Consider the following 21,995-nt stretch of genomic DNA (forward strand, 5'->3'; position numbering starts at 1 on the left):
GTTGGCGGGCTGCTGTTAGTGCGCTTGGCGATAGCCGATGGGGCTATTGTTAACAAAATCTACCATCCCTATGTCGATGCGCTGGAGCAAGAAATTGAATATCGTATGATTCTACAAGATGATCAGCCGGGTGTTGATGATAATCTGCAATTGTACCTGTTGTCCTATGGACGTTCTCTGGGAGAGCGATGGTTTGGCGAAATCTATCTGAGCGGAACAAAGTCCAATCAGGAAAGTTTTGAGATTCAATCCTATGAGGTGGAAGCAAAATGGCAACTGACGGAACAGGGACAGTTTTGGGCTGATTGGGGTTTACTCTTCGAATTAGAAAAAGAGGAGGGTAACAATATTTGGGAGTTTTCTACAGGCCTTTTATTTGAGCGAGAATGGGGCCAATGGAGCGGTACCGCTAATTTTATAGTGACTCAGGAATGGGGGCGAGATATAGAGGATGAATTGGATACGGCGCTGGGACTACAGCTGCGCTATCGCTATTCGCGTTGGATCGAACCTGGGCTGGAACTCTATAGCGGCGAGGACACCCTGGCCATAGGGCCGGTCTTAATGGGTGATATTAAGACCGGCATTCGCCGTAAGTTGCATTGGGAAACTGGGGTCATTTTCGGCCTGGAGGAGAAGAGCCCCAATCAAACTCTCAGACTACTGATTGAATACGAGTTTTAACGAATGACCAGATACAACGAGCTCCCATTGCGGTTAATGTGCAAAAGCACCGACTGGCTGTTACGGGTCAACGCCTGTTTAAAGGTCTCTAAGTCGCGTACTCGAATCCGGTTTGCACCGACAATGACATCACCGGCGCGTAACCCACTATAGGACGCTGCTGAGTTGGGTGCCAAACCGGAGACCAGTACGCCACCACCATCTGGATTATTTTCAAATCGAGCACCCTCTAGTAGGGAATGGAGTTTGCCGCTCATTGAACTTAACTGTTGAGGGTCGCCCACTTTAACCGATACAGACATAGATTTACCGTCACGAATGATGGTCAAATTGAGTCTATCACCGATGGCTTTGATACCAATTTGACTGCGTAGTTGGCCGGAAGCTTTAGTGCTTACGCCATCAACGGCGACAATGACATCACCGGCTTTGAGGCCAGCATCTTCTGCCGGAGAGTCCTCGTTAACACCCGTTACCAGCACACCCTGTTGACCATTTTTCAGATCGAAAGCTTCACGTAGTTCCGCGGTAATATCCTGAATACCAATGCCTATTTGCCCGCGTTTAACTTCGCCATGCTCCAATATCTGCTGCATGCTGGCTTTTACCATATTAATAGGAATGGCAAATCCAATACCGACATTACCTCCAGCAGGGGCAATAATGGCGGTGTTAATACCCACTAGTTGACCGCGAAGGTTAACTAATGCGCCGCCTGAGTTACCTGGATTAATAGAGGCATCCGTTTGAATAAAATTCTCATAGCCTTCAATCCCTAAACCGGTTCTACCTAAGGCGCTGACGATGCCGGTGGTTACTGTTTGCCCTAAGCCAAAGGGGTTGCCAATGGCGACTACGAAATCCCCCACTTCCAGTAGGTTAGAGTCGGCGAGAGCCACCTGCTTTAATTGATCCGCCTTGATGGCAAGAATTGCAGTATCTAATTCAGGGTCAGAGCCTTTCACTTCAGCAGTAAAGGATCTTCCGTCTACTAAAGAAACCTGTACCTCATCGGCGCCTTTGATGACGTGATAATTGGTAATGACGATACCGTTTTTGGCATCGACAATAACACCGGAACCAGCACTTTGTTGGCGTTTTTGCGGTACTGGCTGTTGGTATTGCTGATCCGGGATATTAAAAAAACGCCTGAAAAAGGGGTCGTTCAAGAGCGGGTTGTATGCTTGCTGGTTGGAAAAGGTAGCTATATTCACCACCGCCGGATTGACCTCTTTCAACATCGGCGCTAACGAGGGTAGTTTCCCGCCACCGCTGTCCTCTAGTGGTAAAGCGGCGTGGACCCAAGCTATCTGGAAAAGTAATATCAGAGCGAACCAAGTACGTTGCGCCAGCTGCATGAAAGTTCTCCTGTCAGGAATGTAACATCGAAGAAAGCGGGCGGCGGAAAACCGCCCGCCCGTCACGATTCCTCCGGGTTTATGGTTAGTGATTGATAGTGATTTTTTTAACCTCAGCGTCCGAGGCTTCACGCCGCGGAATCAGAAGGTTGAGCACACCGTCCTTCATGGTCGCCTTAATTTCGTCGGCAACGGCATCATCGGGCAGCGCCAGCGTGCGCTGAAAATGTCCATAACTGCGCTCGACCCGATAAAAGTGGCGATCCTTGCTCTCCTTTTCCTCCTGCTTTTGGCCTTGAATCGTCAGGATATCGTCTTTGACTTCGATAGATAAGTCAGCTTCCGTCATCCCCGGTGCCTCCAAGGAAATCTGATAGCTGGCGTTATCACTGGACACATTCAGGCTGGGGCGAAAAGCGGTCGTTCCCCACCCACCGCCAGGCTCAAACAGCGCTGAGCGAACGGAGGGCAGGCCGAAGCCACGGAAGGCATCATCAAACAGGCGGTCAATTTGCTGATGCAGCTGCTGCACCGGGCCGAAACCCTGATTTGTCGTTGTCAGGTCGAGTTCGCCAGAGGTCCGCTTAATGGGAATCTGCCCGCCGCTATGCGCCTGTGTCTCTTCATGTTTAAACCAATTCCAAGGGTTCAATTTTTGTAGGTCCATCGTCTTGTCTCCTGTAATGAGTTGAGTAGGTACCGATATCAGGCCACTTTGGTCTTAGCGGACTTTTGCTCAAGCGGCGGTTTCGAGGCGTTGATGGCAATTGATTTTGGCTTCATCTCCTCGGGGATTTCTTTCACCAGATGAATAGTAAGCAGACCATTGCGCAACTCCGCGCCAGTTACCTCAATATGATCGGCCAAGTTAAATTGACGCTCAAAGGCGCGGCCGGAAATACCCTGATAAATATACTGGTGTTCGGTTTTGTTATCGGCTTTAGTGCCGCGCACCGTCAACAGATTATTTTCGGCAAGTATTTCCAATTCCGACTGTTCAAACCCGGCCACCGCTAAACGTATGGCATAGTGGTTCTCTCCGTGGATTTCGATGTTGTAGGCAGGGTCGGCGGGAGTGCTTTGTTCCCCGCGCAGGGCCTTGTCCAGCATGGCGCCAACGCGATCAAAGCCGATACTACTGCGATACAGTGGGGTTAAATCAATCGTGTTCATAACACATCCTCCAATTGAAGCAATACGTAATAAAAACAATTAATTACCCGCTAACCACTCAGGCTGAGCGGCTGCGGTGATGCTATTTATTTAGGTGCGCAGAAATAAATTTCAAGGCCTCATTCCTGAAAAAATTAATCGCGTAGGAAGCGGCTAACTTTTCACCTGGAAAAGAGTTGAACTCTATTAATCTGTCCCCATCTAATCGCCTGATCATTCGTTTGATACATCGTTTTAACAACATCCCGGATAATAAGGAATGTAAGTGCAATGTTTATTTCGGCTGACCCGCATCGCCCCGTCCCTCGCCCTCCGCCTCTCGTTGTCTAGTCAAAAAAACCCCTAGCAATCGGCGTGGGTTCAATCTTCTACAAATATTTTTAAACACGTATTTGATACGGAGGACAAGATGCTGGAAGTCAGTCAGCTGTCTCGTCGCTATGGCGATTTTATTGCTGTCGACCGAGTCAGTTTTAATATTGAAAAAGGTGAGATTGTCGGCCTACTGGGACATAACGGCGCCGGTAAAACGACGATCATGAAAATGCTGAGCGGTTATCTGGAGCCCGATCAAGGGCAGATACGGATAGACGGTCTGGATTTGGTGTTGGAAACTAAAAAGGCGCAACAACGGCTGGGTTATTTGCCGGAAAATTTACCCATTTATCCGGAAATGACGGTAGCGGATTATTTGGATTATGCGGCAACCTTGAAGCGCCTGTCGGCAACGGACAAGAGTCGCGAAATTGCACGGGTGGTGAACGCTACGGATATCGGCGATAAGTTACTCGCGCCGATTGCCTCGTTGTCGCGAGGCTACAAACAAAGGGTGGGCGTGGCCCAGGCGATTCTCGGACGTCCAAAGCTGTTGATTCTCGACGAGCCCACCAACGGTTTGGATCCGACGCAAACGACCCACATGCGACAGTTAATCCGGGAATTATCCGCCGAGGCAACTGTGATTCTGTCTACCCATATCATGCAGGAGGTGGAAGCACTATGCGATCGGGTGCTGATTTTGCACCGAGGGGAATTAGCGGTTGATGCAAGGTTGGAAGCCCTGCACAGAAGCAATCATCTGCGTCTGCGTACCTCCATGCCGGAATCCGTGGCGAAAGAAAAACTGCTAAACATAGCCGGTATAGAGGAGTTGCAAGGGGTCGATGACAACGCTGGTGCCGAACCTGGCTATTTCAATTACCGCATCCGGGTAGCGCAGGAGAAGGGGCTCGAACAGATAAGCGCGATGCTGGCAAAAACCATCGTCGCGGCAGAGGCGGAACTCTACTCGCTACAGACTGAGAAGAAAGACCTCGAAACCTTGTTCCGTGAGGTGAGCAACGTTCATACGGCGGCACAACGTGATAAGGAGTTGAACCATGCAGCCTAACCCATCCGCTTGTTCATTAATTTTTCGTGTTGCCAGTAAAGAGATAACGCTGTTTTTTGCCTCGCCGATTGCCTATCTGTTCCTGGCGAGTTTTGCGGTGGTAACGCTCTTTGTATTTTTTTGGGGCGAGGCTTTTTTCTCGCGTAATATTGCGGATGTGCGGCCGCTGTTCGAGTGGATGCCCTTGCTGTTAATCTTTTTAGCCAGCACCCTGACCATGCGTCTGTGGAGCGAAGAGCGTCGCACCGGAACCCTGGAATATGTGCTCACCCAACCGGCGCCGCTTTGGCAGTTTGTACTGGGAAAATTTGTCGGTTGTCTGACGCTGATCATCATCGCACTGGCGATAACCCTGCCCTTGCCGATTACCGTTGCCTGGTTAGGGGAATTGGATTGGGGACCGGTATTTGCAGGTTATTTGGCGACCTTTATGCTGGGTGCGGCCTACATGAGCATCGGCCTGTTTGTCTCCGCTCGCAGCGATAATCAGATCGTTAGCTTGATCAGCGCGACAGCGCTGTGCCTGTTACTTTTTGTATTGGGTACGAATACGCTAACCGATCTGGTCGGCTATCGCGCGGGCGAATGGCTGCGCGCGCTGGGAACCGGGTCGCGCTTCGACGCCATTACCCGCGGTGTGCTTGATCTCCGCGATCTTTACTATTACCTGAGCATTATTGCCGTCTTTTTGGCACTCAACACCTATGTGCTCGAACGCGAACGCTGGGCGGCCCGCAACAGCACACCGCATCACGGCGCGTGGCGTATATTGACCCTGCTGCTGGTTGCCAATGCACTCTGCGCAAATCTGTGGTTAGGCCAGATCAGCGGGCTGCGGGTTGATGTCACCGCCGGCAACCAATACTCCCTTTCCGGCGCCACCACGCGTTATCTACAACAACTGCAAGAACCGTTATTAGTGCGCGGCTATTTCAGCAGCAAAACACATCCGTTGCTCGCGCCGCTGGTACCGCAGTTGCGGGATTTGCTCAAAGAGTATGAAATTGCCGGTCAAGGCAAGGTGCGGGTAGAGTTTATCGATCCGATCAAAGAGCCGGAACGTGAGGAAGAGGCCAATCAGAAATACGGCATTCAGGCAACACCCTTCCAGGTGGCCGATCGTTACCAGTCGGCCATTGTCAGTTCTTATTTTAACGTGCTGGTGCAATACGGCGACGAACATCAGGTATTGGGCTTTAGAGATCTGATCGAGGTGAAAGCGCGCAGCGAGTCGGATCTGGAGGTAAAACTGCGTAACCCCGAGCACGACCTCACTCGGGCAATCAAAAAAGTGCTGCATAGTTATCAGGCAGGCGGCAATCTGTTTGATACGGTGAAGGGCGAATTAACCTTTAACGCCTATGTTTCCGATGATCAGGCGCTGCCTAAAGAATTGGCTGAGTTTAGAGGTAAGGTAGAAAAGATCGTGCGCGATATGCAGCAACAGGCGCAGGGACGATTGCAGGCCCATTTTATCGATCCGGATGCCGACGGCGGCAAGATCGGACAACAGATCGCGGCGGACTATGGCTTTCAACCCATGGCGACCAATCTGTTCAGTAATGAGCGCTTTTACTTTTACCTGACTTTAGCCAAGGGCAATCAGCTGGCGCAAATTCCGCTGGACGATCTGAGCGAAGATAGCTTTGAGCGTAACCTCAAAGCCGCAGTTAAACGTTTTTCCAGCGGTTTCACCAAAACCGTCGCCCTGGTGACGCCCGCAGCGGAACCGGCGTATCCCCAATACGGCATGAGTGGCTCCCGCTTTAACCGACTGGAAGCCTTTCTCGGCGCGGAACTGAATATTCAACGCGAGGATCTGGACGATGGGCAGGTGTCAGGAGACGCGGACATTCTGCTCTTGGCGGCGCCGGAAAATTTAAATGAAAAAGCGCTGTTCGCGGTGGACCAGTTTTTGATGCAGGGCGGTACTGTTGTCGCGGCAACTTCGCCCTATCGCGCCAGCCTGAACAATCGCAGTTTAAGTTTGCTACAGCAGAACAGCGGTTTGGAGAAATGGTTAGCGTTCCAGGGTTTACAGATTGAAAATAAGTTGGTGCTTGATCCGCAAAATGCCGCTTTCCCGATTCCGGTAACCCGACAAATCGGCGGTTTCCAGATTCAGGAATTGCGCATGCTGGATTACCCCTACTTTATTGATCTGAGGCACCCGGGATTGGCGCCGCAAAGCCCGATTACCGCCGAGCTGCCGCAGCTGACGGTTGCCTGGGCCTCGCCTATCACGCTCGATGCACAGCGTCAGGGGCAACGGGAAGTGATCGAACTGCTGCGTAGCTCCGATCGCTCCTGGCTTTCTGACTCAACCGATGTGATGCCGCGCGTCGGCGATAACGGCGTCAGCACGTATCAGTCCGAAGGCGAAACTAAGGCGCATTTGCTGGGGCTGATTAGCAGCGGCCGCTTCGATTCCTATTTTGCCGGAAAACAATCGCCAATACTGGCAGATGTTGATGCGCCGGAGGCAGAGGGTGCTGAAACAACCGATCAAACCGCAAGCAAGGAGGAAAGCGACTTTAGCTTTTCCGGTGTGATTGAAAGATCGCCTGAGTCGGCACGCATTATTCTCTTCAGCTCCAATGATTTTCTGAGCGATCAGGTGATTCAGTTGGCCGGTTCCGCCAGCGGCAGCGAATATCTGAACAGTTTGCAGCTGGTGGCAAACAGCCTGGATTGGGCACTGGAAGATACGGGGCTGTCGAGTATCCGTTCCCGCGGGCATTTTAATCGCACTCTCGTGCCCCTTACACATCAAAGCCAGCTGTTCTGGGAGTACTTGAATTATGCGTTGGCGGCGTTGGCGTTGGTACTGGTAGCCTTAGTGCAGCGGCGTGTCGCAAAGGTGCGGGCGCGGCGCTATGCAACCCTTCTAACAAACAATAGCTAATGTTGGAGGCTTAGCATGAAGAAACGAACAATTTGGTTAAGCGGCCTGTTAGTCTTGCAACTGTTGGTGAGCACAGGACTTTTGATACAGGGCCATATAGCGCAGAGTCAACTTCCGGGGCAGCCGCTGTTGAACCTCGATATATCGGCGCTCGATCGTATCCGTATCAGTGATCAGCAGACCAGTGCGCTATTGCAAAAACACCTAGGCCAATGGCGTTTGCCGGATTTGGCGGAACTTCCCGCCAATGCTGTAAAACTGACGTCGGTACTGGATAAGCTCGCGGGACTCCAAACCGGTTGGCCGGTGGCGACCAGCGACTCCAGCCATTCACGCTTTGAGGTAGCGCCTGATCAATACCAACGGCGTGTGGAGCTCTATCAAGGCGATCAATTGGTGGGCGATCTGTATCTCGGCGCGGCTTCCGGATTGCGGCAAACGCACCTGCGCAAAGCCGGAGCGGAGCAGGTCTACAGTGCGCAAATCAGCCAGTACGAGTTGCCGACAAAAAATTCGGAATGGCTGGATAAGTCATTACTCAGCGCACAAAATATTGAGCAAATTAAGGGCAACGACTACCTGCTGCAAAAACAGCAGGGGCAATGGCACATCAGCGATCAGGCTGATGAAGAGGCTGATTTGCTGCTGGATCGGGAGAAAGCGCAGAAACTGGCGGGTGCGCTCAGCGCGTTACAGGTGTTATCGGTGGCGGATAAACCCGTGTCGGAAGAGGCGGTCAGTCTGGAGGTAAAGGCTGGTGAAAAAACCTGGCGTTATCGGTTTTCCCAGGCGGAGGATCGCTATTACGTCAGTCGCGACGACATCAAATCCGTGTTCGAATTGGGCAAAGCGGACTTTGAAAAGATCACGGCCATCCAACGCGACAACCTGATCGTTAAAACCCAAACGCAGGAGCAACCGGATAGCTCATCCTAGGCGGCCATCGGAATAATACCCTAAACCGTCAACAGCGTTACCGAGGGCGTATTCAAAGCGTCCTCGGCGCTGAATCCTCGCACCAAAACCAGGTAGTCACCGGGCCGGGCAACCCCGGCCTCAAGCGCCATAGTGTGTGGAATAAGATTACCAAATACTAGCTGAAAATAGATCGTTCAATTATTTTCGAAATTACGGAAAGCAACGACGGTGCGGCCATCTTTAAAGCCATTGCTACCATGACACGCAGCCTGGAATCAAACGTTGTGATCGGTTGTGACCGAAAGTGCCGAAACGGAATGAGAATTGGATTTTCTGCGTACGCTTGATTATCAGCTTTGCGCCTTCGCCTCCATTTGCTCGTAGCTGATATGGCGAACATCAGTCCCTTTCACCAGATAAATAATTTGTTCCGCGATATTACGGGCATGGTCACCCACACGTTCCAAGGAACGCAACGCCCATATCACGTGCATAACGCGGCCGATACTGCGTGGATCTTCCATCATGTAGGTAATCAGTTCGCGAATTGCGGTGGCGTATTCAACATCCACGTCTTTGTCGGCTTTGGCGACTTCCAGGGCCAGATCCACGTCAAAGCGGGCAAAGGCATCCAGCGCCTGGTGCATCATTTGGCGTACTTTTTCGCTGATATGACGAACTTCCACATAACCTTTCGGCGCTTCACCAGTTTCCGAAAGTTGTATCGCTAAGCGCGCAATGCGTTTGGACTCGTCACCGACTCTTTCGATATCGGTAGTGGCTTTACTGATGGCCATGACCAAACGCAGGTCGCTGGCCGCGGGTTGACGTCGCGCCAAGATACGGCGGCACTCTTCATCGATATCTACTTCCATGCGATTTACGCTGCGATCTTTCTCACAAACCTGATCCGCTAAGGCGCTGTCTGCTTCAATCAATGCGTGAATGGCATCGCTCAGTTGTTTTTCCGCCTGCCCACCCATTGCCAACAGACGGCTTTTGACCGCCTCCAATTCATCGTTAAACTGCTGTGAAATATGATGTGAATAGGTGTCTTTATTCAGGGCCATGTGCCGCTCCAAGTTCCGTAATGACAATCAATTCTCTCTCCTTGGGGAGAGGGCTAGGGTAAGGGGAATAGTACAGGCCCTAACCATAGCGTCCGGTAATATAATCTTCTGTCGCCTTAATTTTGGGGTTGGTAAAAAGCGTATCTGTATCCCCAAATTCAATCATTTTCCCCATGTACATGAAGGCAGTATAGTCGGAAACCCGTGCCGCCTGTTGCATATTATGGGTGACAATGACAATGGTGTATTTGGATTTCAGTTCGTAGATCAATTCCTCAATCTTTAAGGTCGAAATAGGGTCCAGTGCCGAGGCTGGTTCATCCAGTAGTAATACTTCCGGCTCGACCGCAATAGTACGTGCAATCACCAGCCGCTGTTGTTGCCCGCCGGATAAGCCCAGCGCGTTATCATGCAAACGGTCTTTTACCTCTTCCCAGAGCGCCGCTCCTTTAAGTGCCCATTCCACCGTATCATCCAGAATGCGTTTTTTGGATATGCCTTGAATGCGTAGGCCATAAGCGACATTCTCGTAAATGCTTTTAGGAAAAGGGTTGGGTTTTTGAAACACCATGCCGACACGGCGGCGCAACTCCGCGACCTCAACATTTTTATCGTAGATATTGCTATCGTCCAGGCGCACTTGCCCTGAAATACGACAGTCTTCAACCAAGTCATTCATACGGTTAAAACAGCGCAGCAGCGTGGATTTACCACAACCGCTGGGGCCGATAAACGCAGTGACTCTTTGTTTGGGAATCGTTAAGCGAATATCAAATAACGCCTGCTTAGCGCCGTAATACAGGCTTAGGTCGCTAACGCTCATTGCGGTGGCCTCGGTATCGATATCCAAAACTTGAGGTCGTCGATCCAGGGCTGACACGTCAATAGCGTGGGTTCTGGCGCGTTCGCTATTAGTTTTGTTGATTTCTGAAACCATCGGTTCACTCATAATTACATTTCCAAGGACTTATATTTTTCACGTAAATGGTTGCGGATGGAAACTGCGCTGAAATTTAAAATGGCAATAACGGCAACCAGTAAAAAGGCGGTAGCGTAGACCAGCGGCCTGGCGGCTTCTACGTTAGGGCTTTGAAAGCCGACATCATAAATATGAAAGCCTAGGTGCATAAATTTCTGATCCAAATGCAGGTAGGGGTAGTTGCCATCCAGGGGCAGCGACGGCGCTAATTTTACCACACCCACCAGCATCAGCGGCGCCACCTCACCTGCTGCTCGCGCCACGGCCAGAATCAGGCCGGTCATCATTGCCGGGCTCGACATGGGCAGTATGACGCGCCACAGCGTCTCGAACTTGGTGGCGCCGAGCGCGAGGCTGCCTTCGCGCACGGTTCTCGGAATCCGCGCTAGGCCTTCCTCGGTGGCGACAATTACCACCGGCACGGTGAGTAATGCCAGGGTGATGGACGCCCACAGTAATCCCGGCGTACCAAAGGTGGGCGAAGGGAAGGCTTCGGGAAAAAACAGGTGATCAATCTTTTCGCCGAGAAAATAGACGAAAAAGCCCAGTCCAAATACACCATAAACAATGGATGGCACGCCGGCGAGGTTGTTAACGGCAATACGGATGATGCGGGTAACCAGCCCCTGTTTCGCATACTCACGCAAATAGACTGCAGCCACTACGCCGAAGGGGGTGACAAAAATGGACATCAGAATCACCATCAGCACAGTGCCGTAGATCGCCGGGAAAATACCGCCTTCGGTATTGGCTTCACGGGGGTCGTCGGCAACGAACTCCCATAACTTGGCGCAATAGAAGCCTATCTTGTCGAACAGACCCATGCGGTTAGGCTGATAGGCACGTACTATTTTACCCAGATTAATCTCAATTTCTTTTGCGTCGGCAGTGGCGACGACAATGCTATCGCGCGTGAATTCGCCGTACAGCTCGACGAGCTGTTGCTGTTGTTGCTGATAAGTGATGTCGAGTTCGGCTTTCGCGGCGTCGATATCCGCCAACGCCTGCGGGCTGAGTTCGCCTTTTAATTCCAATTTGCGTTGTTTCAGTCTGAGCCGCTCAAACTGATAATTAACGCTGCCGATATCGGTTTTTTCGATGCGAATAATATCTTTGTGGATAGCCAAAGCGCGTGCGATGCGATCCTGCAAAGCACCCCAGGCGTCTGCACCGGAAGCTACTAAGCGGTCGGCTTCCTTAACGCTCAGCAAATAGCCATAAAAATTACCCCATTCGCGTCGTTCCACCGCCATCAGGTCGCCCGGGTAGCGCTCGTTCAACAGGCTGTTGCGTAGCGCCCAACTGAAGTCGGAACCGCTGATGTCGCGATTACCCACCTTTAACAGATAGCGCTCTAAAAACTCGACATCCTGATCCACGAGGATACCGGAGGATCGAATTTGCTTGGCCGATACCAGCTCTTGCTCCACTATCTCTCCGGCAACCGGACGGCGAGAGCCATCCTGTCCGATCAGTTCGGCCTGCATGATTTCACCCGGCCAGAAATGGCTGAGACCACGTACCGCAATTAATCCGAGCAGACCCAGCACCATAATTACGCAGATCGCAACAGCACCGGCATTGAGCCAAATCCAGGGTGAACCGCTTTTAATCCAAGCTTTATATTTTAATTTCATTCCAGCACCTGATAGACAGTAGACGACCCCAACATCGAGAATTAGAGGGAGCCATATCGCCTTCTTAAACGTTGTCGGACAATTTCCGCCATGGTGTTAAAGACAAAGGTAAAAATAAACAACACGAAAGCCGCTAAAAATAATACTCGGTAATGGGTACTGCCTACTTCGGATTCCGGCATCTCGACCGCGATATTGGCGGCTAAGGTACGCATACCCTCAAAGATATTCCAGTCCATAATGGGCGTATTACCGGTCGCCATTAAGACAATCATGGTTTCCCCGACGGCGCGCCCGAAGCCGATCATTAAGGCGGAAAAAATACCTGGGCTGGCGGTTAGCAATACCACGCGCATCAGGGTTTGCCAGGGCGTCGCGCCTAACGCCAACGAGCCGTTGGTTAAATGTTTGGGTACACTGAAAATTGCATCTTCGGTGATTGAAAAAATCGTTGGGATGATGGCAAAACCCATGGCTAACCCCACCACCAAGGCATTACGTTGATCAAAGCTAACACCCGCTACCCGGCTCAACCAGCTGCGCATATCACCACCGAAAAAAGCGCTTTCAATTGATCCGCTGGCGCTGATGCACAGCCAGGAAACCAGCAGAATTAAGGGTACAAGTAACGCTGCATGCCAGCCTTCCGGCACTTTATGGCGCACGGATTTGGGGAGCTGAAACCAGACAAAAGACATCAATAAAATTGCCAGCGGCATGATCAGTAGCAGACTGAAAACGCCGGGCAAATGGGTTTCAACAAAGGGCGCCAACCAAAGTCCTGCGAGGAACCCAAGAATCACTGTCGGTAGCGCTTCCATTAATTCAATTAAAGGTTTTACCTTACGGCGCAGTGCGGGAGCCATGAAGTGGGCGGTGAAGATCGCTCCGCAGATAGCCAAGGGTGCCGCCAACAGCATGGCGTAGAATGCGGCTTTAATCGTGCCGAAGGCCAAGGGTGTAATGCTGAGTTTTGGCTCAAAATCATTATTTGCCGCAGAGGACTGCCAGATGTATTTAGGCTCTTCATAACTCTCGTACCAGACTTTTTGCCAAAGTGCAGACCAGGAGACTTCAGGGTGTTCATTAGCGATGCGCCATAAACCGGTTTGACCCTTGTGGGTTTCAAACAGCAGGGCATTGGCGCGTGGTGCCAGCGCAACTTCTAGTAATGGCCCGTCGGCTACGGGTTGGGACAAGAGTTGCCGATGTGCGGTGGAATTAAAAATTCTCACCTCACCTTGCGCGTCAGCGGTGAGAAAGCCTTTGCGCCGTTGCTCGCTTGCTACCTGGAGTATGCGCTGACCCGTTGTTTCAAAGCGGCGAATCTGTTGCAGCGTCCAGCTTGCTTGCCCGGTATTTTCGCTATTGCGGACCAGAAACCACTGGGAAATGTTTCCGTTGGTATCTGCCACCAACAGCGAGTTGCCGCCGAGCAAAAATTCGATATCGGAGACTTCTTGTCCTTCGGTCAGGCTGACTTGGCTATGCAGGACTGCTTTGACGTCGGACAATCGGTAAATATTGAGGGAATGGCTATCCGTCAGCGCGTAGAGCCAACTCTGTGACAGATCAAGCCGCAGGGAATTAATCTCGTCACCGAGCTGCGGCATCGAAATATGTTCTGCTTCGAGGCTGATTTCTTCGCTGAGAAAATCCTCTTCTTTATTAAAACGCGTTGCCAGTAGGGTGCCTTCCTGGTCTACTGCCGCTACCACCAGCTGACGGTCCTCATCACGAATGGCCAATTGGGTTAAGGCGCTACCTTTAGTGTTCAGACGGAGTGGTTGTTCACCAAACGGATATTCGATGACAGGCGTGATAACTCGCTTGTCCTTGGGGAAGCTTATTTTGTATTGATGGCGAAACAGTACCACGCGGCCATCGCTTAAACCGTAGGCGATTCTTCCTGTTTCCGCTGCGTCCCGAGCGATACTGGTGATACTGACATTCGTTGGCAGCGCGATGGCTACTTGCTTGACCAGCGTGCCGTCTTCGGCATTAAAAAATACCGCCTGACCGTTGTCGGTTAGTCGTAATCCAATTTCATTTTGCTCTTCGATGGCGAGCAACAGGGTTTTTCCCGCTGCGGTTGCTGGTGTTGCATAGTGCGCCAGCGGCTGCATGGAAGCGCCCTTAAACATGGGTAGTACTTCCGATAACAGATAAACAAAAATCAGCAAAATGGCAATAATCACGCTAATACCGCCAAAACCGATGCCAATGCTGGCGAGGCGGTCATTTAACGCCCGCAAACGTCGCCGTCTCATGTATTTGGCTTCGCTAAAGTCTATGCGTTGCAAGGCTTCGCCCAGTTCGGTGTTTATTTCGCCCATGCCTCTCCCTTAAAACTACAGCTTAAAACAAAATAGCAGGCACCTTGGTAGACGCCTGCTAGTCTCGAAATTTATTAAAAGTTCGCTAGTACAATTTCGGAAAATTCCTTTTCCATTGGAATGGCGAGTGTGAATATTCCAGTTCCAAAACAAGTACTAACGAAATTCCACTATAAACCTAACTTCGCCAAAGTTTTCTTGGCCACTTTAGCTGGTAACGGAATGTAGCCGTCTTTCACCACCACCTCTTGTCCCTGTTTAGCCAACATCAGTTTAATGAATTCACGTACCAGAGGCGAGAGTTCTTGATTCGGCGCTTTGTTGACATAGACATAGAGAAAGCGGGACAAAGGATAAGCGCCAGATACTGCGTTGTCCGGTGTCGCTTCGACATAAGCAGTGCCTGATTTTTTAGCCAAAGGCAAGGCCCGCACGCTGGACGTTTTATAGCCGATACCAGAATAGCCGATACCGTTGATGGAGGCGCTTACCGACTGCACCACAGAAGCAGAACCGGGTTGCTCATTGACGTTACTCTTGAAATCGCCTTTACACAGGGCTTTTTCTTTGAAGTAGCCGTAGGTGCCGGAGACTGAGTTGCGGCCGTAGAGTTGAATATCGCGGTTTGACCAAGCGCCAGTCATGCCTAAATCGCCCCAGCTATTAATGTCATTGGCGCGGCCGCATTTTCGATTGGAAGAAAAGATCGCATCCACTTCTTCCATGCTCATACCCTTCACGGGATTGTCTTTGTGCACATAAACCGCGAGGGCGTCGATTGCCACAGGAATGGCGGTTGGCTGATAGCCAAATTTTTTCTCAAATGCTTCCAGCTCCTTGTCCTTCATCTTGCGGCTCATGGGGCCCAGATTGGAGGTACTTTCGGTCAAAGCCGGTGGTGCCGTCGAAGAGCCAGCCGCCTGCACTTGAATATTCACGTTTGGGTAGAGACGCTTGAATTCTTCTGTCCATAATGTCATTAGGTTAGCCAGCGTGTCTGACCCTACTGAGGACAGATTGCCGGAAACGCCGCTGGCTTTTTGATAAACAGGCAACTCAGCGTCAACCTTGGACGCGGCCATGGCCGCCTGTGAGATGACAGTCATACTGAGGCTAAGCGCGATAGCGGTGGTAACTCGGGTCAATGCAGCAGTCATTAATTTTCTCCTAAGCAAAAAGTAACGCCATTTAAGGTCAATGGCAGACCCGCGCACTATAAGAGAACAATATGACAGTAATATGACACTGGAAATAGCTTGAGAGAATTTTCTGAAGGCAGGTTGTCTGATGACAAAAATGTTATAAAAGTAACATCAAGTTGAAATCTTTCCTCGCTATATTGCAGCGCATGCAAGCGAACAAACTGCTTCAATCAGCAAAGGCGTATGATGCCTACCTTTGAGTGTTAATCCGCAATCCATTTTGGTTTATTTGCTCTTTGACGATCAGGCTCAGCTGATCGCTTTATTGCAACAGTTCCCTGACTATCGATTTGCGCTTTATAGTAACGGTTATCCTGAGGGCAATTATCGAAATGTTGAAGTTTTTCGACAAAGCCGGAAAGGATTTCTGCACAGTTTTGCCGCCTGTTCCGGTGTGGTTTGTAATGCTGGCGTTGAACTGATCAGTGAGTCTTTGTCCTTAGGCAAAATCCTATTGGTTACTCCTATCCAGAATATCCAGAAGTAAATGGAGCAGCTCAGCAAGGTCGCAGCTTTGACCGAATTCCAGTTTACGCGGGTCTTGACATACAGCAGTGTCGGCCAATGACTGAGTGCACGAAACTGCCTATAAATTTGTTACCCGAATGTCACTACAGCGATAGTCGAATGGATTATCGCGGGCGACCTTGATAACCTCTCGCCGCTAGTGCAGACACTATGGTCACAGTCCGGCTCGGTACAGCGTCCCAAACTATTCAAGTCAGCGCAGGATGAGAGAGTGCGTGTGAATGAGGGAAAGCAGGAATATATTGTCGCTGCCTAAAAGATAAGAGCGAGCGTGAATTTTTAATTCTGGCTGTCATATAACTGCAATATTTCAACCGCAGAATAGGCGCGTTTTCAATTTATCTAATGTAAAACTCACAATTGAGGAACAACTATGAAAGTTAAGCTAATTCCATTGGCGCTTGTCACTGCACTCGCGGCTCAGGCACAGGCTGGTACAGTTACCAGCGATGGCGCGGATATCATTATTAAAACCAAAGGTGGCTTTGAGGCAAAAACGGCAGATGGTGACTATGAATTCAAAATTGGTGGCCGTATTCAGCTCGACTACAACAGCTATGACGGCGTCATTAATAAAGAAGAAGGTGAAACCGGTAGCGACCTGTTTCTCCGTCGTGGCCGTATCGAAATGAAGGGAAAAGTTAAAGATTGGGCCTATGAAGCGTCCTATAACCTGACCGATAGTGGCTCCATTGATCAATTAAATACCACCTATTTGGGTTGGGGCAAGACCGCTCTGTTGACCTTTGGCCAACAGAAGGAAAATATAGGGCTGGAAGATACCGGCAGTTCGAAATGGACCACTGCGATGGAACGTTCTTTACCTGCCAGCGCCTTTGATACGGGCAATACCGTGGGGGTGAAATTTCACGGCGCTACCGACTTCATTACCTACAACCTAGGTGTATTCAAATCAGCTATCGATGCCGATGATAACTCACTGGACACAGCAGTAACCGGCCGTTTCGTTATTCGTCCGATGAATACTGATGATACCTTATTACACTTCGGCGTCGGCTACAGCATGCGCGATGGCGAGTTTGACGAAATCGGCGCACGTCTAGGTGTGCGCGGTGGTGAGGACAAAACTGCTAATAAGGTCAAAACTGAATACAATTCAGGCTTGATGGGCGATGAGATGGAATTTTGGAACTTTGAAGCTGCTGCTAACCTGGGTTCCGTACATCTGATGGCGGAATACTTTGATGGTGAAGTCAGCGGGGCGTCTGCTCTGCCTGATCTGGCGGCAGATGGTTATTACTTACAGGCTGGCTGGATTGTGACTGGCGAAAAGCGCAAATATAAAAATGAAATTGCAGCTTTCGATTCCGTAAAACCCAATGGTGCCAATGGCGCTTGGGAAATTTTTGCACGCTATGATTCTTTAGATGTGACGGGCAGCGATGCCAGCCCGCTGGTGGACTTAACTGGTGAAGAAGCGGAAACCATCACCTTAGGCGTAAACTGGTACGTGAGCTCTGCCGTGAAGATCGCGCTTAATTATGTGCATGCCGAAACCGATGTTGCGATTAGCGGCGAAGATGACGGTGACGCTTTAACCGCACGCTTACAGATCGCCTTTTAATTACTTCTTCCTCCCCCCTTTCTTCCCTAGCGAAGAAAACCTTTGAGCCCCGTCTAGTGCGGGGCTTTTTTATGTCATAATCTTCGGTTCATAGAGGTTTGACTCGTTTCCGGAGGAGAATTAAAGTAGCGGCAGTTCTCCATTTGGTTCAGGCTTATGCACAACGCGATTTTTCTACTGCTGTTTATCCATCTCATTGGTTTCGAGTATTGCCTGGCGGAAACTCGGCATTATCGTACAGCCCCCATTCACCAACCCCAGGATGATGAAACGGAAATTAGTATCCCGCTAATTGAGGTTGATCCGGATAGCGGTGAAAAAAAACTGTATTTAAAACTGGGTTCTGATACGCAGACAAAGGGATTGGCTGAGCATTTTATATATGCTGACTATGGTTTCGATGCGGATAAAAGTAATTCTTTGCACCAGGCGATTGCGAGTCTACACCAACAAATGAGAACTACCTGCCCGCAGGGTTGGCTGAAGTTGGAAGAATGGGGTATCCCGTTCGATTCGTCATTCCGGCTACATTACGCCTTTGCTTGCCTTGACTAGACCTTTGAATAGACCATTGTCCGGCGGCATCAGCTTATGATGGCAGATATTTTCGCCATTATCGCCCCGATCATCGTTTGCGCGAGTATCGGCTACACCTGGGCGCGGTCGCAGCTGCATTACGATGCTGAATTCGTTACCCGTATGGTGATGAACTTCGGTATGCCCGCGCTGGTGCTTTCCAGCATGAACAAAGTCGATCCCGATCTTGGCACACTGGTGCAGATTTTTTGGGTTTCGTTGTTTATCCTGCTGAGTATGTTGATTATCGGCTATCCGCTGATTCGTTTTTTTCGCCACCAAGTGGCCGTTTATCTGCCGCCATTGCTGTTTCCCAATAATGCCTTCATGGGTTTTCCACTGTGTTTCTTTGCCTTTGGTGACGAAGGCTTAGCGCTGGCGATTGGTTTTTATCTGGTGACGCTAATTGTCAATTTTAGTTTTGGCATTATGCTGGTAAGCCAGACCAGTGAAGGGTTATTGGTGCGTCTAAAAGACTTGGTGTTACAGCCTGTGGTGTGGTCGGCGCTACTGGCTTTACCTATGGTGATTTATGATTGGCCATTGCCCAGGTGGTTAGCAAATTCGACAGAACTCTTGGGCGCAATGAGCGTGCCACTGATGCTGATCACGCTTGGCGTATCGCTGGCGAGCTTGAAAACCGGTGTCTGGCAGCGCAATTTTTGGTACAGCCTGCTGCGTGTCTTAGGTGGTTTTGGTATTGGCTTAGCGGCGGTACATCTTTTTAATCTAACCGGAACACTGCGCGGGGTGACTCTGATCCAGGCGGCCATGCCAGCCGCCATTTTCAACTACTTGCTGGCGCTGCGTTACCAGCGCAGTCCCAGCGAAGTTGCCAGTCTGATCGTTATATCTACGTTACTCAGCTTTATCCTCTCGCCAGTGCTGATTTCTTTCGCACTAGAGCGCTGAGGAAGGACTGAGGTGATGGCATTGTGGGCTGTTGAGTTTTTTCCGCTAGACGTCAGATTCTAGTATTTGCGTCAGTTTCATCGAACTAGTATCAAGTCATGGACGCATGACCAACTTTATAGAGTGACCTTTGCTAGATGATACCCAGCTCTTTCATTTCCGCCAGTTCTGCCGCTGATAGGCCCAGTATCTCACCAAATACCGCTTGATTGTGGCTGCCTAATTCCGGTCCCGGCCATTTGGTGCCGCCGGGTGTTGCGGTCAACCTGGGCATAATCGCCGGAATCTTGAGAGGTTCGCCATTGATGCTGACCTGTTCAAATAAACCGCGCTCAATAAAGTGCGGATCCTCGAACATGTCTGCTACCGAATAAATCGGTCCGCCGGGTACCCTGTTTTGCTCTAGTGCATCGAGTATTTGTTGGGCATTATGCTGTGAGCACCAGTTTTCCAGCAGTTCGTCTAGCTCTGCTTCATTGGCGACCCGATCCGCATTGGTGGCAAATCGTACATCTGTGGCTAATTCAGGAAAGCCTGCTGCAACCATTAAGCGTTGAAAAATAGAATCGCCATTGCCGCCGATAACCACGTATTTACCGTCCTGGCAGCGATACGTGTTGGTTGGCACTATGCCGGTTACGGTGGTACCGGAGGGTTGACGGATTATACCGGCGCCATCGTATTCGGGAATCACCGCCTCCATTAGGTTAAACATGGATTCGTAAAGTGCCACGTCTACCACTTGGCCCTGATGCTTGCCATCTTTGTCGCGTGCGATAATCGCCAGACAAATTCCCAGCGCGGCATGCAGTCCGGCGATCGTGTCACCAATGCTTAAATTAGGGCGCACCGGTGGCTCGCCGGGGAAGCCGTTAACATAGCGAAACCCGCTGATCCCTTCACAGACGGATGCAAACCCCGCTTTATTCGCGTAGGGCCCGGTTTGGCCATAGCCGGAAATCCGAGTATAAATCAAGCCTGGGTTGGATTGTTCAAATTGTTCGGGGCCGAGACCCCATTTTTCCATCACGCCGGGGCGAAAATTTTCGATGACTACATCGGCGGTGTTGATCAATTGTTTGGCTAATGCGCTGCCGCGCTCAGAGTTGAGATCCAGAGTGACGCATTTTTTATTGCGTGCCAAGCTGCGCCACCAGAGTGAGGTATTATCTCGCAGTACACGCCAGCCTCGAATGGGATCGCCACCCTTTGGAGGCTCGATTTTAATGACCTCAGCGCCGAAATAACCAAGCATGCAGCCGGTAAAAGGGCCAGCTAGAAGCTGGCCCAGTTCGATGACACGAATACCGACAAGTGGTTTGGAAGTGTTTGTCATGGGATCTTGTCCTTAGAAATAGACCCCTATTATGCCGCTATACCGAAGCCAAGCAAGTTGTCATGCTGGAAATCGAATAACGGCTTTGCTGTTTTTGCGAAGGACGATTATCGGGTGAGTTCCGATAAACAGTCAGCCACAATATCCATACCCTCAGTAATCAGTTGCTCGGGGATGGTCAGTGCCGGTAAAAAGCGAATGACATTGCCGCGAACACCACAGGACAAAAGGATTAATCCTTTTTTCGCTGCCGCACTGACCATTGCTTTGGTGAGATCGGGATTAGGTTGTTCGGCATCGCCATCCTGCACTAGCTCCATGGCAATCATTGCGCCGAGGTTACGTACTTCGCCGACCTGCTGGGGAAATTGTTGCTTTAATTGCTTGAGACGTTCGATAAAAAGCTCGCCGATTTTGTTGGCGCGCTCCACCAAGCCTTCCTCTTCAATAACCTCGAGTACGGCCAGTGCTGCCGCACAACCTATTGGCGATCCGCCATAGGTGCCGCCCAACCCGCCGGGCAGCGGCGCATCCATAATTGCTGCTTTACCCACTACCGCCGCCAGCGGAAACCCGCCGGCGATACCTTTTGCCGAAGTCATTAAATCCGCTTCGATAGCGGAATATTCCGAGCAGAAAAACTTGCCGGTGCGGCCGAAACCGGTTTGGATTTCGTCGCAGATCAGGACGATGCCGTGATCGTCGCAGAGTTTACGCAGTGCCTGCATGAACTCTTTCGGGGCGATATAGAATCCGCCTTCCCCCTGCACGGGTTCAATGATGATAGCGGCAACATCACGCGGTTCTATGTCGACCTTGAACAGATTGTTTAGGGCTTTCAAGGATTCAGCAACGCTGACGCCATGATATTTAATTGGAAAGGGGGCGTGATAAATTTCGCCGGGGAAGGGGCCGAACAGGTTTTTGTAGGGCGTTACCTTGCCTGTTAGCCCCATGGTCATATTGGTGCGTCCGTGAAAGCCGCCGGAAAAGGCAATGACGCCACGACGGCCAGTATGGGCGCGAGCAATCTTGATGCAGTTTTCCACCGCTTCCGCACCGGTAGTGACGAAAATGGATTTTTTTGGCGTATTACCTGGCGCTAGGGCGTTTAATTTTTCGGCAAGCATCACAGCGGAATCATAGGGCGTGACCATCACGCAAGTGTGACTGAAGTTTTCCAGCTGCGCTTGCACGGCGGCCTTTACCTTGGGATGGGAGTGGCCAGTGTTAACCACAGCGATACCCGCGCCAAAATCAATGTAGCGATTGCCCTCTACATCCCAAATTTCTGCATTTTCTGCTCGCTGTACATAGATCGGTGAGGCGTTGCCCTGGCCGCGTGCTATCGCTAGTTCTTTACGTTGTTGCCATTTCGCATTGGTGGTCATAGATTTAATCCCTGT

Annotated in this window: 18 protein-coding genes; 8 read left to right on the plus strand and 10 right to left on the minus strand. The window is 50.6% G+C overall.

All coding sequences use genetic code 11. From position 1 onward, the window contains the following. The first annotated feature begins 45 nt into the window (after positions 1-45). Positions 46-684, plus strand: a complete 639-nt coding sequence (locus tag H6995_00230) for a hypothetical protein (GenBank protein ID MCP5213421.1) — start codon at positions 46-48, stop codon at positions 682-684. On the opposite strand, the gene H6995_00235 is transcribed toward H6995_00230, so the two are convergent. From H6995_00235 to H6995_00245, 3 genes are all read right to left on the minus strand, one after another. Next, positions 681-2,042 carry a Do family serine endopeptidase gene (locus H6995_00235; protein MCP5213422.1) on the minus strand — a complete coding sequence of 454 codons (1,362 nt, stop codon included), beginning with the start codon at positions 2,040-2,042 and terminating at the stop codon, positions 681-683. The genes H6995_00230 and H6995_00235 overlap by 4 nt on opposite strands. Positions 2,043-2,127: 85 nt before the next feature. Then, positions 2,128-2,709 (minus strand): Hsp20/alpha crystallin family protein, encoded by a 582-nt coding sequence (locus H6995_00240; protein ID MCP5213423.1) that lies wholly within the window; start codon positions 2,707-2,709, stop codon positions 2,128-2,130. Between the two features lie 38 nt (positions 2,710-2,747). Further along, entirely contained in the window at positions 2,748-3,215 is a 468-nt protein-coding gene (locus H6995_00245; GenBank protein ID MCP5213424.1) for an Hsp20 family protein, read from the minus strand. A gap of 409 nt (positions 3,216-3,624) precedes the next feature. Between H6995_00245 and H6995_00250 the strand changes: the two genes are divergently transcribed. From H6995_00250 to H6995_00260, 3 genes are read left to right on the plus strand one after another with little or no spacing between them, the layout of a single operon-like run. After that, positions 3,625-4,605, plus strand: coding sequence for an ABC transporter ATP-binding protein (locus tag H6995_00250; protein ID MCP5213425.1), 981 nt, complete (start codon positions 3,625-3,627; stop codon positions 4,603-4,605). Further along, entirely contained in the window at positions 4,595-7,510 is a 2,916-nt protein-coding gene (locus H6995_00255) for a Gldg family protein (GenBank protein MCP5213426.1), read from the plus strand. The genes H6995_00250 and H6995_00255 overlap by 11 nt, the downstream gene beginning before the upstream one ends. Positions 7,511-7,525: 15 nt before the next feature. Further along, the gene (locus H6995_00260) at positions 7,526-8,446 is read left to right on the plus strand and encodes a DUF4340 domain-containing protein (GenBank protein MCP5213427.1); all 921 of its coding nucleotides are present in this window, start codon (positions 7,526-7,528) and stop codon (positions 8,444-8,446) included. 332 nt (positions 8,447-8,778) lie between these two features. Here H6995_00260 and phoU read toward each other — a convergent pair whose 3' ends face one another. The 5 genes from phoU to pstS form a co-directional block, all read right to left on the minus strand. Beyond that, positions 8,779-9,498 (minus strand): phosphate signaling complex protein PhoU, encoded by a 720-nt coding sequence (phoU, locus tag H6995_00265; GenBank protein MCP5213428.1) that lies wholly within the window; start codon positions 9,496-9,498, stop codon positions 8,779-8,781. Positions 9,499-9,577: 79 nt separating this feature from the next. Then, the gene (locus H6995_00270) at positions 9,578-10,435 is read right to left on the minus strand and encodes a phosphate ABC transporter ATP-binding protein (GenBank protein MCP5213429.1); all 858 of its coding nucleotides are present in this window, start codon (positions 10,433-10,435) and stop codon (positions 9,578-9,580) included. A gap of 14 nt (positions 10,436-10,449) precedes the next feature. Next, positions 10,450-12,114 (minus strand): phosphate ABC transporter permease PstA, encoded by a 1,665-nt coding sequence (gene pstA, locus H6995_00275; GenBank protein MCP5213430.1) that lies wholly within the window; start codon positions 12,112-12,114, stop codon positions 10,450-10,452. A gap of 41 nt (positions 12,115-12,155) precedes the next feature. Then, positions 12,156-14,450, minus strand: coding sequence for an ABC transporter permease subunit (locus tag H6995_00280; GenBank protein MCP5213431.1), 2,295 nt, complete (start codon positions 14,448-14,450; stop codon positions 12,156-12,158). A 170-nt stretch (positions 14,451-14,620) separates the two neighbouring features. Beyond that, on the minus strand, positions 14,621-15,607 hold the full coding sequence (gene pstS, locus H6995_00285; protein MCP5213432.1) for a phosphate ABC transporter substrate-binding protein PstS family protein: 987 nt from the start codon (positions 15,605-15,607) through the stop codon (positions 14,621-14,623). A 241-nt stretch (positions 15,608-15,848) separates the two neighbouring features. On the opposite strand from pstS, the gene H6995_00290 reads away from it, so the two are divergent. From H6995_00290 to H6995_00305, 4 genes are all read left to right on the plus strand, one after another. After that, on the plus strand, positions 15,849-16,139 hold the full coding sequence (locus tag H6995_00290) for a hypothetical protein (GenBank protein ID MCP5213433.1): 291 nt from the start codon (positions 15,849-15,851) through the stop codon (positions 16,137-16,139). 414 nt (positions 16,140-16,553) lie between these two features. Next, positions 16,554-17,765 (plus strand): hypothetical protein, encoded by a 1,212-nt coding sequence (locus H6995_00295; GenBank protein ID MCP5213434.1) that lies wholly within the window; start codon positions 16,554-16,556, stop codon positions 17,763-17,765. A gap of 156 nt (positions 17,766-17,921) precedes the next feature. Continuing rightward, on the plus strand, positions 17,922-18,320 hold the full coding sequence (locus H6995_00300) for a hypothetical protein (GenBank protein ID MCP5213435.1): 399 nt from the start codon (positions 17,922-17,924) through the stop codon (positions 18,318-18,320). 36 nt (positions 18,321-18,356) lie between these two features. Next, a complete protein-coding gene (locus H6995_00305; protein ID MCP5213436.1) occupies positions 18,357-19,253 on the plus strand; it encodes an AEC family transporter in 897 nt (298 codons plus the stop codon). Positions 19,254-19,386: 133 nt separating this feature from the next. Here H6995_00305 and H6995_00310 read toward each other — a convergent pair whose 3' ends face one another. Together H6995_00310 and gabT are read right to left on the minus strand one after the other, a co-directional pair. Beyond that, complete coding sequence (locus H6995_00310) at positions 19,387-20,589, minus strand: CoA transferase (GenBank protein ID MCP5213437.1); 1,203 nt, start codon at positions 20,587-20,589, stop codon at positions 19,387-19,389. A 107-nt stretch (positions 20,590-20,696) separates the two neighbouring features. Continuing rightward, a complete protein-coding gene (gene gabT, locus H6995_00315; GenBank protein MCP5213438.1) occupies positions 20,697-21,980 on the minus strand; it encodes a 4-aminobutyrate--2-oxoglutarate transaminase in 1,284 nt (427 codons plus the stop codon). Positions 21,981-21,995: the final 15 nt, after the last annotated feature.

This window comes from Pseudomonadales bacterium (genome assembly GCA_024234615.1).
In the GTDB taxonomy this organism is placed as follows: domain Bacteria; phylum Pseudomonadota; class Gammaproteobacteria; order Pseudomonadales; family IMCC2047; genus JAJFKB01.

Excerpts from the sequence above, each read along its gene's own strand:
- H6995_00235 (MCP5213422.1), bottom strand. The coding sequence starts at position 2,042 with ATGCAGCTGGCGCAACGTACTTGGTTCGCTCTGATATTACTTTTCCAG.
- H6995_00240 (MCP5213423.1), bottom strand. The coding sequence starts at position 2,709 with ATGGACCTACAAAAATTGAACCCTTGGAATTGGTTTAAACATGAAGAG.
- H6995_00245 (MCP5213424.1), bottom strand. The coding sequence starts at position 3,215 with ATGAACACGATTGATTTAACCCCACTGTATCGCAGTAGTATCGGCTTT.
- H6995_00250 (MCP5213425.1), top strand. The coding sequence starts at position 3,625 with ATGCTGGAAGTCAGTCAGCTGTCTCGTCGCTATGGCGATTTTATTGCT.
- H6995_00255 (MCP5213426.1), top strand. The coding sequence starts at position 4,595 with ATGCAGCCTAACCCATCCGCTTGTTCATTAATTTTTCGTGTTGCCAGT.
- H6995_00260 (MCP5213427.1), top strand. The coding sequence starts at position 7,526 with ATGAAGAAACGAACAATTTGGTTAAGCGGCCTGTTAGTCTTGCAACTG.
- phoU (MCP5213428.1), bottom strand. The coding sequence starts at position 9,498 with ATGGCCCTGAATAAAGACACCTATTCACATCATATTTCACAGCAGTTT.
- H6995_00270 (MCP5213429.1), bottom strand. The coding sequence starts at position 10,435 with ATGGTTTCAGAAATCAACAAAACTAATAGCGAACGCGCCAGAACCCAC.
- pstA (MCP5213430.1), bottom strand. The coding sequence starts at position 12,114 with ATGAAATTAAAATATAAAGCTTGGATTAAAAGCGGTTCACCCTGGATT.
- H6995_00280 (MCP5213431.1), bottom strand. The coding sequence starts at position 14,450 with ATGGGCGAAATAAACACCGAACTGGGCGAAGCCTTGCAACGCATAGAC.
- pstS (MCP5213432.1), bottom strand. The coding sequence starts at position 15,607 with ATGACTGCTGCATTGACCCGAGTTACCACCGCTATCGCGCTTAGCCTC.
- H6995_00295 (MCP5213434.1), top strand. The coding sequence starts at position 16,554 with ATGAAAGTTAAGCTAATTCCATTGGCGCTTGTCACTGCACTCGCGGCT.
- H6995_00300 (MCP5213435.1), top strand. The coding sequence starts at position 17,922 with ATGCACAACGCGATTTTTCTACTGCTGTTTATCCATCTCATTGGTTTC.
- H6995_00305 (MCP5213436.1), top strand. The coding sequence starts at position 18,357 with ATGATGGCAGATATTTTCGCCATTATCGCCCCGATCATCGTTTGCGCG.
- H6995_00310 (MCP5213437.1), bottom strand. The coding sequence starts at position 20,589 with ATGACAAACACTTCCAAACCACTTGTCGGTATTCGTGTCATCGAACTG.
- gabT (MCP5213438.1), bottom strand. The coding sequence starts at position 21,980 with ATGACCACCAATGCGAAATGGCAACAACGTAAAGAACTAGCGATAGCA.